Origin of the sequence: Sphingomonas aurea, from assembly GCF_030678875.1 — a bacterium.
Taxonomy (GTDB): domain Bacteria; phylum Pseudomonadota; class Alphaproteobacteria; order Sphingomonadales; family Sphingomonadaceae; genus Sphingomonas; species Sphingomonas aurea.
Genome location: NZ_JAUUDS010000008.1, coordinates 1 through 14,558 on the forward strand (window position 1 = coordinate 1; position 14,558 = coordinate 14,558).

Consider the following 14,558-nt stretch of genomic DNA (forward strand, 5'->3'; position numbering starts at 1 on the left):
GTTGGGCAGGGTGCCGAAGCTCCACGCCGCATCGGGCTCGATATCGCTGCCCTTGTACAGCCAGGCGCTGGTGTCGAGCGGCACCGGCGCCGGAGCGACCGGTGCCGGTGCCGGTGCCGGCTTGGCGGGCGCGACCTTCGCCTTGGGCGGCGGTGCGACCGGCCGGCCGTGAAGCGGCGCGGTCGACAGCAGGAGGAGGGGGATCAGGGAAACGCGAAACGCGCGCGATACAGACGCCATGCGCCGCCATGTAGCGTGCCGGATGCGTGGCCGCCAGTTCTCCCGGTCCCGCCGGCTCGTCGTCATGCCGGACGGGAGCGCAAACGCGACGCATCGTTTCCCCTCACGCGCCTTGATCCCCCGCCCCCCATCCTCCACATGGCGGCCATGCTGATCGAGACAGAAACCACGCCCAACCCGGCGACGCTCAAATTCCTGCCGGGCCGCACCGTGATGGACGCCGGCACCCGCGACTTCGCGACGCCCGAAGAGGCGGAGGCGAGCCCGCTGGCCGAGGCGCTGTTCGGGCTGGGCGACGTGACCGGCGTGTTCTTCGGCCGCGACTTCATCTCGGTCACCGCCGGACCGGGCAGCGACTGGCGCGACCTGAAGCCGGACGTGCTGTCGGTGCTGCTCGACCATTTCAGCGCCCATATGCCGCTGTTCCGCCAGACCGGCGCCGGCTTCTCGGTCCCCCCTGCCGACGAGGACGTGCCGACCGACGATCCTGCCGATGCGGAGATCGTCGCCCAGATCCGCGAGCTGATCGACACGCGCGTGCGGCCCGCGGTGGCGAACGACGGCGGCGACATCGTCTATCGCGGCTTCGACAAGGGCAAGGTGTACCTGCGGATGCAGGGCGCGTGCGCCGGCTGCCCCTCGTCCAGCGCGACGCTGAAGAACGGCATCGAGCAGCTGCTGCGCTATTATGTTCCCGAAGTCACCGAAGTGAGGGCCGTCTGATGGCTACGGCATTCGACACCCCGCTTGACCAGGCGGCGCTCGACCAGCTGTTCGTGGAGGCGCGGACCTTCAACCACTATACCGACCGCCCCGTGTCGGAGGCGGACCTGCGCGCGATCTGGGACCTGACGAAGATGGGGCCGACCTCGGCCAACCAGCTGCCGGCGCGCTTCGTCTGGTGCACCAGCCCGGAGGCGAAGGAGCGGCTCGCCCTCTGTGCCAGCGACAGCAACGCCGACAAGATCCGCGCCGCGCCCGTCTCTTTGGTGATCGGCATGGACACCGAGTTCCACGAATATTTGCCGCAGCTCTTCCCGCATGCCGATGCCAAGAGCTGGTTCGACGGCAATCGCGAGCTGCGCGAGGCATCCGCCTTTCGCAACTCGTCGCTTCAGGGCGGCTATTTCATTCTCGCGGCGCGCGCGCTGGGGTTCGGCACCGGGCCGATGTCGGGCTTCGACGCGGGCGCGGTGGACAAGGCGTTCTTCGCCGACCAGCCGTCGGTGCGGACCAATTTCATCGCCACGCTCGGCCATGGCGACACCGCCAAGCTGCACGACCGTTCGCCGCGGCCCGCGTTCGAGACGTTCAACCGCATCGTCTGACCGGCACCGAAGCCCCGTGCGCACGCTGGTCATCGACACCGCCACCGCCGCCTGCTCGGTCGCGCTGGTTGAGGACGGGCGCGTGATCGCGGCGCGCCACGAGGTCGTCGGGCGTGGCCATGCCGAGCGGCTGGTGCCGATGATCGCAGAGCTGCCGAACGGCGGCCGGGCCGACCGGCTGCTGGTCGATATCGGCCCCGGCAGCTTCACCGGCGTGCGGGTCGGCATTGCCGCGGCGCGCGGACTGGCGCTGGGCTGGGCGGTGCCGGTCCGCGGCTTCTCGTCGCTCGCGCTGGTTGCCGCCGCCGCGCTCGCCCGCACCCCGCGGGACGCGATTGCGGCGGTGCTGGAAGCAGGGCATGGCGAGCTGTTCATGCAGATCTTCGACGCCGCCCTGACCCCGCTCTGCGACCCTGTCTCGCTGCCGCCGGCGATGGCGGCGGCGCGGATCGGTGCGACGGCGCTGGTCGGCAGCGGGTCGGACCGGCTCGCCGGGCTGCTGCCGCCGGGCGAGGACGCACTGCCCGACGCGCGCGACATCGCCCTGTTGCCCCCTGCCCTCATCGATCTCGACCCCCGCCCGCTCTACGGCCGCGCACCCGACGCAAAGCTGCCGGCGGCGAAGGCGGCGCGGGCATGAGCACGCGCAGCCTGATGCTGCGCCCCGGCGACGCGCGCAACGTCGCGGTCGTCGATGCACTGATGGCCGCCGCGTTCGACGCGCGATATGGCGAGGCGTGGACGCGCAGCCAGTGCCTGGGCGTGCTCGCCATGCCGGGCGTGCAACTGCTCCTCGCCTATGACGCCGACGATCCCGCCGGCTTCGCGCTGACCCGCACGATCATGGACGAGGCGGAGCTGCTGCTGCTCGCCGTCGCGCCGGAGCATCGCCGCCGCGGCGTCGGCGGCGCGCTGCTCCGCTCGGTCATCGCCGACTGCCGCGACGTCGGCGCGGCCAAGCTGCATCTCGAGGTGCGCGGGGGCAATCCGGCTGCGCAGCTGTACGAAGGCGCCGGTTTCGAAAAGGTCGGCGAGCGCCGCGGCTATTATCGCGGGCGCGACGGCAAGCAGTACGACGCCCACACCTATTCGCGGGCGCTGTAGCGCCTTCCGCTTCGTCGCCGACGCTGACGGACGACTATGATGTCCCGTCATGACAATGCGGATCCGCCAAAACGCTTATTGCGAGTCGGTATCCCTTTTCGCAACAAGCGATCGCGCCTACATGGGGCGGACGAGAAGGGGACGGCCCATGGCGCGCAAGATCGATCTGGAAGCATTGTGCAATCAAAAGGGGCTGCGCATCACCGAGCAGCGCCGCGTGATCGCGCGCGTCCTGTCCGAGGCGGAGGATCATCCCGACGTCGAGAAGGTGTATGAACGCGCCTCCGCCATCGACAAGGGCATCTCGATCGCCACCGTCTATCGCACCGTCCGCCTGTTCGAGGAGGCGGGCATCCTCGACCGCCACGATTTCGGTGACGGCCGCGCGCGCTACGAACCCTCGCCCGAGGCGCATCACGACCATCTGATCGACGTCGAGACGGGCCGCGTGCTCGAATTCGTCGACCCGGAGCTGGAGCAGCTGCAAAAGGCGATCGCCGAGCGTCTGGGCTTCCGCTTGGTCGACCACCGGATGGAACTCTACGGCGTCAGCCTCGACCGCAAGAACTGACGGTCGCGCGCGCGGTCCCGCTCCGGTGATGCGGCTGGCCGCCCGCCTATCGCTGCTGGCGACGCTGCTCCTCGCGCTGCTGCCGCTGCATGGCCTGTGGCGGCTGTTCCGCCTGCCCTCTCCCTGGCCGCGCCGGTTCCTCGCTGCTTCGGCGCGGATCATGGGCGCACGGGCGCGGGTGGTCGGCACGCCGCTGACCCGCGACACGGTGATCCTCGCCAACCATCTCAGCTGGATGGACATCCTGCTCTTGGCCGGCAGCACCGGCGCGACCTTCGTCGCGACCGACGATCTGCGCCGGGCGCCGCTGGTCGGCTGGCTCGCCTCGCTGAACGCGACGATCTTCGTCGCGCGCGGCAACCGCATGGGCGTCGGGGATCAGGTGGCGGCAGTGCGCGCAGCGCTCGGCCCGCGCCCGGTGGCGATCTTTCCGGAGGGGACGACCGGCGATGGCGCCCGACTGCTCCCGTTCAAGCCCGCGCTGCTCGCCGCGCTCGACCCGCCGGTGCCGGGATTGCAGGTCCAGCCGGTGCGGATCGATTACGGCGCGGCGACGGGCGAACTCGCCTGGGTGGGGGCCGAGCGCGGCATCGACCATGCCCGCCGCGTCCTGCGGCGGCGCGGCAGCTTCGTGGCGACCCTCCGCTTCGCCGAACCCTTCCACCCCGCTGGCGATCGCAAGGTCATCGCCGCCGAGGCGCGGCGTCGGATCGAGGCGCTGGTCGTTCAGCCGAACGTATAGGTCAGCGCGACGCCGCCCGAGATCTGGTTGCGCGAGCCATAGTCGCGCACCACCGGCGAGCGGCCGGAATCGTCGATCAGCCGATCGTATTTGGCGAAGCCGTACACCCCCCAGCGTCCGCCGAGCTGGCGCAGCACGCTGGCCGCGCCGCCGATCGCCTGCGCGCCGCCCCGGGGATCATAGGCGGGAATGCCCGCCGCCGCTGCATCGCTCGGCGCGACCCCGTAATAGGCACGGTTGTACTTCGCGTTGGACAGGGTCAGGCGCGGCCCGACCGAGAAGAGCCAGCGATCGGCGTCGCGCGCGATATAGTCGGCGCTCACCACCCCGATCAGCCCCTTGTGCCCGCCGATACCCTGGCGGGCCTCGGCGCGCACGCGCAGGTTCGGGCTGACCATATACCCGACCGCCGCGCCCAATTCGACCGTGAAGCCCACCCGCGGCAGCGCCCCGTCGGTGTCGCGCCGCCGCCGGCTGCCCTGCAGCGTGTAGGCCGGGCCGAGGGTGAAGCCGTTGCGACGCAGGATCGAGAAGCCGCCGCTCTCGTCCGGTGCCTCGAAGGTGAAGGGCGCATCGCCGCGGATGCGATCGACGTTGATGATCGGGAACACGCTGCTGCTGTCGGCGCCCGGATAGCGCGGCGCGATCTGCGGCCCCAGCATCACCCGCGTCCGGTGCGGCAGCTTGGGCGCATCGTCGTCCTGCTGCGCCAGGGCCGGGGTCGCCGTCAGGGCGAGGATCAGCGGGGCGCAGGCGCCGCGAATAAGACGAGTCATTCCCGCACGATACACCAAAGGCGCAACGCCGCCAGAGCCCGCGGACTGGCGGCAGACGGCCGGCTGCGGTAAGGCGCGCGGATGAAGCCCGCCCCCAAGACCTTTCACGTCAAGTCGTTCGGCTGCCAGATGAACGTCTATGACGGCGAGCGCATGGCCGAACTGATGACCGCGCAGGGACTGACCGCCACGACGGATGCGGGTGAGGCCGATCTGGTTGTCCTCAACACCTGCCACATCCGCGAGAAGGCCACCGACAAGGTCTATTCGGACATCGGCCGGCTCCGCAAGGGCGGGCGGTCGCCGATGATCGCGGTCGCCGGCTGCGTCGCGCAGGCGGAAGGGGAAGAGATCGTCGCCCGCGCCAAGGTCGACGTTGTGGTCGGCCCGCAGGCCTATCACAACCTGCCCGAACTGGTGGCGAAGGCCGCGGCGGGGGCGCCGGCGCTCGACACCGATATGCCGCTCGCCTCGAAGTTCGGGCACCTGCCCGCGCGGCGCCGGGTCGGCCCATCCGCGTTCCTGACCGTGCAGGAGGGGTGCGACAAGTTCTGCACCTACTGCGTCGTGCCCTATACCCGGGGCGCCGAGATCAGCCGGCCCTTCGATGCGATCGTCGACGAGGCGCGGGCGCTGGTCGATGCCGGCGCACGCGAGATCACGCTGCTCGGCCAGAACGTCAACGCGTGGAGCGACGACGCACGCGGGCTGCACGACCTGATCCGCGCGATCGATCGCATCCCCGGCCTTGCCCGCATCCGCTACACCACCAGCCATCCCAACGACATGACGCAGGGGCTGATCGACGCGCACGGCGATGTCGAAAGCCTGATGCCCTATCTGCACCTGCCGGTGCAGTCGGGCTCGACCGGCATTTTGAAGGCGATGAACCGCAGCCACGGCCGCGACGATTATCTCCGCCTGCTCGACCGCGTCCGCGCGGTCCGGCCCGACATCGCCCTGTCGGGCGACTTCATCGTCGGCTTCCCCGGCGAGAGCGAGCGGGACTTCGCCGACACGCTCAGCCTGGTCGACGCGGTCGGCTATGCCCAGGCGTTCAGCTTCAAGTACAGCCCCCGCCCCGGCACCCCCGCCGCGACGATGGCGGACGAGGTGCCCGCGGCGATCATGGACGAGCGGCTCCAGCGGCTCCAGGCCGCGCTCGGCCGCGACCAGCAGGCGTTCAACCGCGCGAGCGTCGGGCGGACCTGCACGATTCTGGTCGAGCGGCCGGGCAAGCTGCCCGGCCAGATGCTCGGCAAGTCGCCCTGGCTCCAGTCGGTCCATGTCATCGGCCCTCATGCGATCGGCGACCTGGTAGAGGTCGAACTGACCGCCGCCGGGCCCGTTTCGCTGACCGGCGTCGCCCGCGTGTCCCAAGCCGCCTGATCGCGCTTCCCTTTCGCCCGCGCGCACCCCACATTCGCTGGACGAATCGTGGACGCGAAAGGACCGCATGAGCCGTAAGCCACTCCCCGCCCGGGCGGGTGAACGATCCCGGGTCGAGGTGCTGTTCGACCGACCGCAGGCGCTGGCGCAGCTGTTCGGCCAATATGACCAGAACCTGGTGGCGCTGGAAAACCGGCTGGGCGTCTACATCACCGCGCGCGGCAACAAGGTCGGGCTGGAGGGCACGGCCGAGCAGGTGGCGCTGGCGCGCGACGTGCTGCACGACCTGTACCACCGCATCCAGCGCGGCGAGCAGGTCGATACCGGGCTGGTCGACGCCTCGATCGCGATGGCATCCGAGCCGACGCTCGACGGCATCGTCTCGGCCGAGCGCGGCCAGGGGCCGGGCATCATGATCCGCACCCGCAAGAAGACGATCGTGCCGCGCACGCCCGCCCAGGCGCACTATATGCGCGAATTGGTGTCGCACGACATGATCTTCGCGCTGGGGCCGGCGGGTACCGGCAAGACCTATATCGCAGTCGCCCAGGCGGTGGCGCAGCTCATCACCGGCAGCGTCCAGCGGCTGATCCTGTCGCGCCCGGCGGTCGAGGCGGGCGAGAAGCTCGGCTTCCTGCCCGGGGACATGAAGGAGAAGGTCGATCCCTATCTCCGCCCGCTCTACGACGCGCTCTACGACTGCCTGCCCGCCGAGCAGGTGGAACGGCGGATCGCCAGCGGCGAGATCGAGATCGCACCGATTGCCTTCATGCGCGGCCGCACGCTGGCGGACGCCTTTGTCATCCTCGACGAGGCGCAGAACACGACGCCGGCGCAGATGAAGATGTTCCTGACCCGCTTCGGCCAGAACAGCCGCATGGTGGTGTGCGGCGATCCCAATCAGGTCGACCTGCCCGGCGGCGTCGCCGCGTCGGGGCTCGCCGACGCGGTCAGGCGACTGGAAGGGGTCGAGGGCATCAGCATGAGCCGCTTCACCGCCGCCGACGTGGTGCGCCATCCGATTGTCGGGCGCATCGTCGAGGCGTATGAGGGGGCTGGTTGACGCGGCGAATATCCTCTCCTAGCCTGAAGGATATTCGATGGAGCCGGTGATGGGCGCGCTGTACGTCAAGGATCACGAAGCGTTCGCGATGGCGCAGGAACTGGCGGAGAAACGCGGCCTGACCAAGGCGGCCGCGGTGAAGCTGGCGCTGGCCAATGAACTGGCGCGGGATCGTCATCGGCCCTCCCTGGTCGAGGCCGCGCGCGAGCTGCGTCGCACCTCTACCCTGCCCCGGGAAAACAGCGGCATCGCCGACAAGGCGTTCTTCGACGATCTCTACGACCAGTGAGCGCCATGTTCGTCGATGCGTCGGCACTGACCTCGATCGTGGTGGGTGAAAAGGATGCGGATGACCTGACCGAGCGATTGCAGGACTTCACGCCCCGCATCACCAGTCCTGTCGCACTCTGGGAAACGACGCTCGCCGTGGCGCGGATCAAGCAGGTGCCGCTCGACCTCGGGCGGCGCGAGGTCGAGCGTTTTCTGGTAACGCTCGGCATCGGTGTCGAGCCGATCGACCTGACCGTCGCCGATGAGGCGATCCGCGCCCACGCGCTTTACGGCAAGGGCACCGGCCACAAAGCCGGCCTCAACATGGGCGATTGCTTCGCCTATGCCTGTGCGCGAACCAATCACGCGCGTCTGCTTTATAAGGGCGACGACTTCCTGCACACGGACCTTGGCCGATGATCCAGATCGAACTCTCCCGCGAAGCCCCCTGGCCCGAGGGCGCATGGGAGGCGCTGGCCGAGCGTGCCGCCCGGGCCGCGATCGGGCTGACCCCGCACGGCCCGCTCCTGAACACGTCAGCGAGCGTCGAGATCAGCGTGCGGCTGACCTCGGACGAAGAGGTCCGCACCCTCAACCATCAGTATCGCGGCAAGGACAAGGCGACCAACGTCCTCTCCTTTCCGATGGTCCAGCCCGACCTGATCGACACGGTCAGCCAGAATTCCGACGATGGCGAACTGCTGCTCGGCGACATCGTGCTGGCGCACGGCGTCTGCGTCGCCGAGGCGGCGGAGCGTGGCATCGCCGTGGAGGCGCACGCCACGCATCTACTGGTGCACGGCACGCTCCACCTGCTAGGCTATGACCATCTGGACGACGACGAGGCGGAGGCGATGGAGGAGATCGAGCGGCAGGCGCTCGGCCAACTCGGCATTGCCGACCCCTATCTGATACGCGAGGACTGAATTGGCGGAAGACCGAAGTAGCGCCGTCGGCGGCGACGGCGACAGCATCTGGCGCAGCCTGAAGACGATGATCTTCGGGCCGGCCGAGGAATCCCTGCGCGACCAGCTGGAAGAGGCGATCGACCGGCACGAAGACGATCCCGCGCCCGATGCCAAGGGCGACCTGTCGCCGCTGGAACGACAGATGGTCCGCAACCTGCTGCATTTCGGCGAGCGCGACGCGGGCGATGTCGGCGTGCCGCGGGCCGACATCATCGCGGTCGAGGAGCGGACCAGCTTCGACCATCTCGTCCAGATCTTTGCGGAAGCGGGGCACAGCCGCCTGCCGGTCTATCGCGAGAAGCTCGATACGATCATCGGCATGGTCCATATCAAGGACGTCTTCTCGATCCTGGCGACCGGCGCTGCACATCCCGACTCCATCGCGGGGCTGATCCGCGAGCCGCTCTATGTCCCCATGTCGCGCGGCGCGCTCGACCTGCTCGCCGATATGCGGTCGAAGCGGGTGCACCTGGCGGTGGTGCTCGACGAATATTCGGGCACCGAGGGGTTGGTGACGATCGAGGACCTGATCGAGGAGATCACCGGCGATATCGAGGACGAGCATGACGAGGCGCCGACCGCGCTGCTGATCCCGCTCGACGGCGGCGGCTGGGACGCGGACGCGCGCGTGCCGCTGGAGGATGTCGGCGAGGTCGTCGACGCGCGGCTCGACGCCGCCGATCACGACGTCGACACGCTCGGCGGATTGACCGCGGTACTCGCCGGCCGCGTTCCCGCGCCGGGCGAGTGCGTCGACCATCCCTCGGGCTGGAAGCTGGAGGTGACCGATGCCGACGAGCGCCGCGTCAACCGCCTGCGCCTCCACCCGCCAGTACCGTCCACGGATGACGAGTGATCGACTGAGCCGATCACTCCGCCGACGATTTCGCGCTTCTCCGATCAGGCGCGCTGCGATAGCCATGGGGCAACAAGGCGGTGACGCGGTGCGTTGCCGCTGCCGGCATTCCGCGCATCGAACCGAGGAGAGTAAAAGATGGACGCCATCACCCAGGGCAGCCCGATCAACGATCCGGGCAAGCAGCCCGCCGCCCTGCGCACCCTGCTCGGCCGCACCGCCAAGGACTGGTGGCCGGAATCGCTGTCGATCGACATCCTTCACCAGAAGGGCGTCAGCGGCAATCCGATGGGCGACGACTTCGATTATGCGGCGGAGTTCCTGAAGCTCGACCTGGCGGCGGTGAAGGCGGACCTGACCGCGCTGATGACCGACAGCAAGCCGTGGTGGCCGGCCGATTACGGGCATTATGGCCCCTTCTTCATCCGCATGGCCTGGCACTCGGCCGGCACCTATCGCACCGGTGACGGGCGCGGCGGCTCGTCGGCCGGGCAGCAGCGCTTCGCCCCGCTCAACAGCTGGCCCGACAACGGCAATCTCGACAAGGCGCGCCGCCTGCTCTGGCCGATCAAGCAGAAATACGGCCGCGCGCTCAGCTGGGCCGACCTGTTCATCCTGACCGGCAATGTCGCGATCGAGTCGATGGGCGGCCCGACCTTCGGCTTCGGCGGCGGCCGGGCGGACGTGTTCGAGCCCGAGAAGGACGTGTACTGGGGCACCGAGGAAGAGTGGCTCGGCCAGACGCGGATCGATGAAGAGGCTGGCCTGGCGCTGGAAAGCCCGCTGGCCGCGATCCAGCACGGCCTGATCTACGTGAACCCGGAAGGGCCGGGCGGCTGCCCGCATCCGCAGGGCTCGGCGCGCGACATGAAGGAGACCTTCGCGCGGATGGGCATGAACGACGAGGAGACGGTGGCGCTCACCGCCGGCGGCCACACCTTCGGCAAGGCACATGGCGCCGGCGATCCCAAGCTGGTCGGCAAGGAGCCGGAGGGCGCCGACATCGCGTCGCAGGGCCTGGGCTGGGCCTCGACCCACGAGACGGGCATGGGCGACCACACCATCACCAGCGGCATCGAAGGCGCGTGGACCCCGACGCCGACGACCTGGGACATGAGCTATTTCGACATGCTCTTCGACCATGAGTATGAGCTGGTGAAGAGCCCGGCGGGCGCGCACCAGTGGCAGCCGGTCGGCAACCCCGACGAGACGCTGGCACCCGCCGCGCACACCGCGGGCAAGCGCGTGCCGACGATGATGACCACCGCCGACATGGCGCTGAAGGTCGACCCTGCCTATAACGCGATCTGCCAGAAGTTCCGCGCCGACCCGGCCTATTTCGCCGACACGTGGGCGCGTGCCTGGTTCAAGCTGACCCACCGCGACATGGGCCCAAAGATCCGCCTGCTCGGGCCGGAGGTGCCGCAGGAGGATCTGATCTGGCAGGATCCGATCCCCAAGGCCGACTATCCGCAGGTGGAAGCGGCCGACATCGCCGACCTGAAGGCGGCGATCGCCGGTTCGGATCTGTCGATCGAGGATTTGGTGACCACCGCCTGGGCCTCTGCCTCGACCTGGCGCGGATCGGACCATCGCGGCGGCGCCAACGGCGCGCGCATCCGTCTCGCCCCGCAAAAGGATTGGGAGGTCAATCAGCCCGAGCAACTCGCCCGCGTGCTGGCAGTCTATGAGGGCATCAAGGCCGACTTCGACGGAAAGGGCGCGAAGAAGGTGTCGATCGCCGACCTGATCGTGCTCGGCGGCTCGGTCGGCGTCGAGGCGGCGGCGAAGGCGGCGGGTCATGCGATCGAGGTGCCCTTCACCCCCGGCCGCACCGATGCATCGGCCGAGCAGACCGATGCCGAGGGCTTCGACGTGCTGGAGCCGCGCGCCGATGCGTTCCGCAACTATCTCCAAGTCCAGTTCAACGTGCCGACCGAGGAGCTGATGGTCGATCGCGCCCAGTTGCTCGGCCTTAGCGCGCCGGAGATGACGGTGCTGGTCGGTGGCCTGCGCGTGCTGGGCGCCAACCATGCCAAGGCGAAGCAGCACGGCGTCTTCACCGATCGCCCGGGCCAGCTGACCAACGACTTCTTCGTCAACCTGCTCGACATGGGTACGGCATGGAAGCAGGTCAGCGACGAGAGCGACCAGGAGTTCGTCGGCACCGATCGCGAGACGCACGCGCATCGCTGGACGGCGTCGCGCACCGACCTGGTGTTCGGCTCCAACTCGCAGCTGCGCGCCCTGTCGGAGGTCTATGCCTGTGACGATGCCGGCGCGGTGTTCGTCCGCGATTTCGCCAAGGCGTGGGTCAAGGTGATGAACGCCGACCGCTACGACCTGCACGGCTGACGCGGCGATGCGACCAACCGATGCGACAAACGTCGGACGGACTCTTGCCGATCGTTCGAAAAACGGGAAAGAGTGACGCCGACCTCGGAACGGTCGCGGATTTCAGCGGTCGCCGTTCCATACCGTGACGTCGAATCCGGTCGCTCGTGACAGCGGGTTCGTTCAGAGTCCCTCCCTGGGAGCCTGGAGGCCGTCGGCAGCGATGCCGGCGGCCTTTATCTTGCCCGGCCGCGTGACCCCGCCTACCGTGCCGCCATGCTCAAGATCGCACTGCGCGTCCTCCTCCTGCTCGCCGTCATCGTCGGCGTGTTCGTTCTGTGGCTGGCCTGGCCCGATACGGCGAAGCTGCCGGTCGAGGCGGTCGCCGGCACCCGGCCCGACATCACGGCGCCGCGCACGCAGACCTTTCCCACCATCAAGGTCGCCGACGCGATCGGCTGGCCGGCGGGCAAGACCCCGGTCGCCGCCGCCGGGCTGAAGGTCGCCGCCTTTGCCGAGGGGCTGGACCATCCCCGCTGGCTCTATCGCCTGCCCAATGGCGACGTGCTGGTCGCCGAGACCAACAGTCCTCCGCGCGAGGGCGGTGGCATCCAAGGTTGGGTGATGAACCTGCTGATGGGCAAGGCGGGCGCCGGCATCCCCTCCGCCAACCGCATCACCCTGCTCCGTGACGCGAACGGCGACGGCGTGGCCGAGCAGCGCAGCGTGTTCATGACCGGGCTCAACTCGCCCTTCGGCATGGCGCTGATGGACGGGCAACTCTACATCGCCAACACCGACGCGCTGGTCCGCGTCCCGTACCGCGACGGCCAGACCCGCATCGATGCGAAGCCCGAGACGCTGGTCAAGCTGAACCCCGCCGGCAACCATTGGGCGCGCAACGTCATCGCCGCGCGCGACGGCAAGTCGCTGTTCGTCAGCGTCGGCTCGTCGAGCAACATCGCCGAGAACGGCATGGCCGCCGAGAAATACCGCGCCAACATCCTGCAGGTGACGCCCGATGGCGGCTGGCGGATCTTCGCCGCCGGGCTGCGCAACCCGGTCGGCATGGCGCTGAACCCGGTCACCGGCAATCTGTGGACCGTCGTCAACGAGCGCGACATGCTCGGCTCCGACCTGGCGCCCGACTATCTGACCCAGGTCGAGTTCGGCGACCATTTCGGCTGGCCCTGGTATTACTGGGGCGGCTACCGCGACGACCGCGTCGAGCCGCGCAACCCTGCGCTCCAGGAATATTCCAAGCGCCCCGACTATGCGCTGGGCCCGCACGTCGCAGCGCTCGGCCTGACCTTTGCAGGCGACGTGAAGCTGGGCGACCGCTGGGCGAGCGGCGCGTTCGTCGGCGAACACGGCTCGTGGAACCGCAAGCCGGTATCCGGCTACAAGGTCGTCTACGTCCCCTTCGCCGGCAACGGCTACCCGGAGAAGGCGGTCAAGCCGGTCGACGTACTGACCGGCTTCCTCGACACCGACGGCAAGGCGATGGGCCGCCCGGTCGGGGTGATCGGCGACAAGACCGGCGCGCTGCTGGTGGCGGACGACGTGGGGAACAAGGTGTGGCGGGTGAGTGTGGGCAATTAGGCAGGGATCATCGTTAGTTGCGGACATTGCATAAGCCGAAACGACCGGAGTAGCCTTTCTCTATGTGGGCTTTTTTCTTGTGGAACTTCGCAGCTGTAGCTGCCGCCACTTACTGCATAGCCAAGGCTGTGCTTGACCTTCGTGCGGGTAGGTACGGCTGGGGGATTGCAGGCCTGCTAAGCGCCGTCGTATTCCTGATGACGCCGATCCAGACGCATGCGGTGAAGGTCGATCTGCCTGCTGCCCAACCGTGACTGCAAACCACCAGAACCGGGGAAGTCCACTATCGCTATCAGCGGACGTTCAACCATCGGTCGGCAACACCGATTTTGCCTTTGTCAGTCTTTTACGGCGTGACTTTGTCTTAAAGTGATGTCCGCAGAACTATGATGTCACGGTGGATGATCGTGTTGCGCGCGTCGAGAGCGATCAGGGCGCGAACATCCGTTATGGTCACCGCTGGCCGAGCCGATATCGTTTTCTCGCACGAATACACATGGACCAACGGCAAGTCGCGCCAAGGTCTGGCGCGAAGGATATCCCGCTTCATTTCCGACGATGTGCGGCCCGTCTTGAAACCAGCGGCCTCCATATCCCGAAGCAGCTGACGATCAAGCCGATCGCCGACACGCAGGCGCTCGTTAAGCCATTGTCGAGCTTCGTTGACCTTCAAAGCGGGATCCGGGAAAAATGAAGATGTTACGGCCTGCCATGTGAACCAGATCGCGAGCAGGAACTCTCTCATTGGCCGTTGATGTAGGCAAACCGTTTATAAATTCGTGCATCCTACAGTGGCTATAGGTTGGTGAATACCAAACACGGCCTATCTGCTCCCCACCAATCCTCGTCATTCCCGCGCAGGCGGGAATCCAGACACGCAGGTCGAAGCAAGAGGGGTAAAGTTCGCGTCTCTGGATTCCCGCCTTCGCGGGAATGACGCAGGCGTGTGCCATCTACGCTTGCTCACCGTGAATGCGGGACTGATCCGTTGGGTAGATGGAACGACGCACCCTCACTTCAGCAGCTTCGGCGCCTCGCGCTCGATCACCGCCTTTACCTGCCCGGCGAACAGACCCAGGAACGCCGGCAGGTCGACCACCGCATGCACCTTGTCCTCGAACACCGTCGCGGTGGAGGCGATCTGCTGGCCCATGGCGCTGACGATGAAGTGCATCGTGTCGCCCTCCCAGCGGTGCTGGACGGTGCCGCCGCCCGGAATCTTCTCGCCGATGCGGCTGATGCCGCCGTCCAGGCGCTGGCGGACGCCGGCCTTGCCGAGCGAATGGGGAATGTCGAGCGAGATGGGCTGGCCCAT

Annotated in this window: 18 protein-coding genes; 14 read left to right on the top strand and 4 right to left on the bottom strand. The window is 68.1% G+C overall.

The genetic code is table 11. The features are described 5' to 3' along the window. On the bottom strand, positions 1-240 hold a 240-nt coding region (locus tag Q5H91_RS13505; protein WP_305173956.1), incomplete at its 3' end, for a hypothetical protein. Between the two features lie 147 nt (positions 241-387). Between Q5H91_RS13505 and Q5H91_RS13510 the strand changes: the two genes are divergently transcribed. The 6 genes from Q5H91_RS13510 to Q5H91_RS13535 all read left to right on the top strand — a co-directional run bounded on the left by Q5H91_RS13510 (position 388) and on the right by Q5H91_RS13535 (position 3,985). Continuing rightward, positions 388-963 carry a NifU family protein gene (locus Q5H91_RS13510; protein ID WP_305173957.1) on the top strand — a complete coding sequence of 192 codons (576 nt, stop codon included), beginning with the start codon at positions 388-390 and terminating at the stop codon, positions 961-963. Further along, complete coding sequence (locus tag Q5H91_RS13515; RefSeq protein ID WP_305173958.1) at positions 963-1,568, top strand: malonic semialdehyde reductase; 606 nt, start codon at positions 963-965, stop codon at positions 1,566-1,568. Before Q5H91_RS13510 ends, Q5H91_RS13515 begins: the two co-directional genes overlap by 1 nt. Before the next feature lie 16 nt (positions 1,569-1,584). Then, complete coding sequence (gene tsaB / locus Q5H91_RS13520) at positions 1,585-2,208, top strand: tRNA (adenosine(37)-N6)-threonylcarbamoyltransferase complex dimerization subunit type 1 TsaB (RefSeq protein WP_305173959.1); 624 nt, start codon at positions 1,585-1,587, stop codon at positions 2,206-2,208. Further along, positions 2,205-2,672 carry a GNAT family N-acetyltransferase gene (locus Q5H91_RS13525; protein WP_305173960.1) on the top strand — a complete coding sequence of 156 codons (468 nt, stop codon included), beginning with the start codon at positions 2,205-2,207 and terminating at the stop codon, positions 2,670-2,672. The genes tsaB and Q5H91_RS13525 overlap by 4 nt, the downstream gene beginning before the upstream one ends. Before the next feature lie 148 nt (positions 2,673-2,820). Next, positions 2,821-3,243, top strand: coding sequence for a Fur family transcriptional regulator (locus Q5H91_RS13530; RefSeq protein WP_305173961.1), 423 nt, complete (start codon positions 2,821-2,823; stop codon positions 3,241-3,243). Between the two features lie 28 nt (positions 3,244-3,271). Beyond that, positions 3,272-3,985, top strand: a complete 714-nt coding sequence (locus Q5H91_RS13535) for a lysophospholipid acyltransferase family protein (protein WP_305174088.1) — start codon at positions 3,272-3,274, stop codon at positions 3,983-3,985. On the opposite strand, the gene Q5H91_RS13540 is transcribed toward Q5H91_RS13535, so the two are convergent. Next, positions 3,970-4,761 carry a MipA/OmpV family protein gene (locus Q5H91_RS13540; protein WP_305173962.1) on the bottom strand — a complete coding sequence of 264 codons (792 nt, stop codon included), beginning with the start codon at positions 4,759-4,761 and terminating at the stop codon, positions 3,970-3,972. The two genes, Q5H91_RS13535 and Q5H91_RS13540, sit on opposite strands and share 16 nt — an antisense overlap. 81 nt (positions 4,762-4,842) lie before the next feature. On the opposite strand from Q5H91_RS13540, the gene miaB reads away from it, so the two are divergent. The 8 genes from miaB (at position 4,843) to Q5H91_RS13580 (ending at position 13,243) form a co-directional block, all read left to right on the top strand. Further along, positions 4,843-6,150 (top strand): tRNA (N6-isopentenyl adenosine(37)-C2)-methylthiotransferase MiaB, encoded by a 1,308-nt coding sequence (gene miaB, locus Q5H91_RS13545; RefSeq protein ID WP_305173963.1) that lies wholly within the window; start codon positions 4,843-4,845, stop codon positions 6,148-6,150. Between the two features lie 67 nt (positions 6,151-6,217). Beyond that, on the top strand, positions 6,218-7,213 hold the full coding sequence (locus tag Q5H91_RS13550; protein ID WP_305173964.1) for a PhoH family protein: 996 nt from the start codon (positions 6,218-6,220) through the stop codon (positions 7,211-7,213). Between the two features lie 37 nt (positions 7,214-7,250). Continuing rightward, positions 7,251-7,502 (top strand): type II toxin-antitoxin system VapB family antitoxin, encoded by a 252-nt coding sequence (locus tag Q5H91_RS13555; RefSeq protein WP_305173965.1) that lies wholly within the window; start codon positions 7,251-7,253, stop codon positions 7,500-7,502. 5 nt (positions 7,503-7,507) lie between these two features. Next, on the top strand, positions 7,508-7,903 hold the full coding sequence (locus Q5H91_RS13560) for a type II toxin-antitoxin system VapC family toxin (RefSeq protein WP_305174089.1): 396 nt from the start codon (positions 7,508-7,510) through the stop codon (positions 7,901-7,903). Then, a complete protein-coding gene (gene ybeY, locus Q5H91_RS13565; RefSeq protein ID WP_305173966.1) occupies positions 7,900-8,409 on the top strand; it encodes an rRNA maturation RNase YbeY in 510 nt (169 codons plus the stop codon). The genes Q5H91_RS13560 and ybeY overlap by 4 nt, the downstream gene beginning before the upstream one ends. Position 8,410: 1 nt before the next feature. Next, a complete protein-coding gene (locus Q5H91_RS13570; RefSeq protein WP_305173967.1) occupies positions 8,411-9,307 on the top strand; it encodes a hemolysin family protein in 897 nt (298 codons plus the stop codon). 138 nt (positions 9,308-9,445) lie between these two features. Further along, positions 9,446-11,662 (top strand): catalase/peroxidase HPI, encoded by a 2,217-nt coding sequence (katG, locus tag Q5H91_RS13575; protein WP_305173968.1) that lies wholly within the window; start codon positions 9,446-9,448, stop codon positions 11,660-11,662. Positions 11,663-11,917: 255 nt separating this feature from the next. Next, positions 11,918-13,243 (top strand): PQQ-dependent sugar dehydrogenase, encoded by a 1,326-nt coding sequence (locus Q5H91_RS13580; protein ID WP_305173969.1) that lies wholly within the window; start codon positions 11,918-11,920, stop codon positions 13,241-13,243. A gap of 364 nt (positions 13,244-13,607) precedes the next feature. Here Q5H91_RS13580 and Q5H91_RS13585 read toward each other — a convergent pair whose 3' ends face one another. Further along, on the bottom strand, positions 13,608-13,988 hold the full coding sequence (locus Q5H91_RS13585) for a hypothetical protein (RefSeq protein ID WP_305173970.1): 381 nt from the start codon (positions 13,986-13,988) through the stop codon (positions 13,608-13,610). Positions 13,989-14,255: 267 nt separating this feature from the next. Then, on the bottom strand, positions 14,256-14,558 hold the full coding sequence (locus Q5H91_RS13590) for a polyhydroxyalkanoic acid system family protein (protein ID WP_305173972.1): 303 nt from the start codon (positions 14,556-14,558) through the stop codon (positions 14,256-14,258).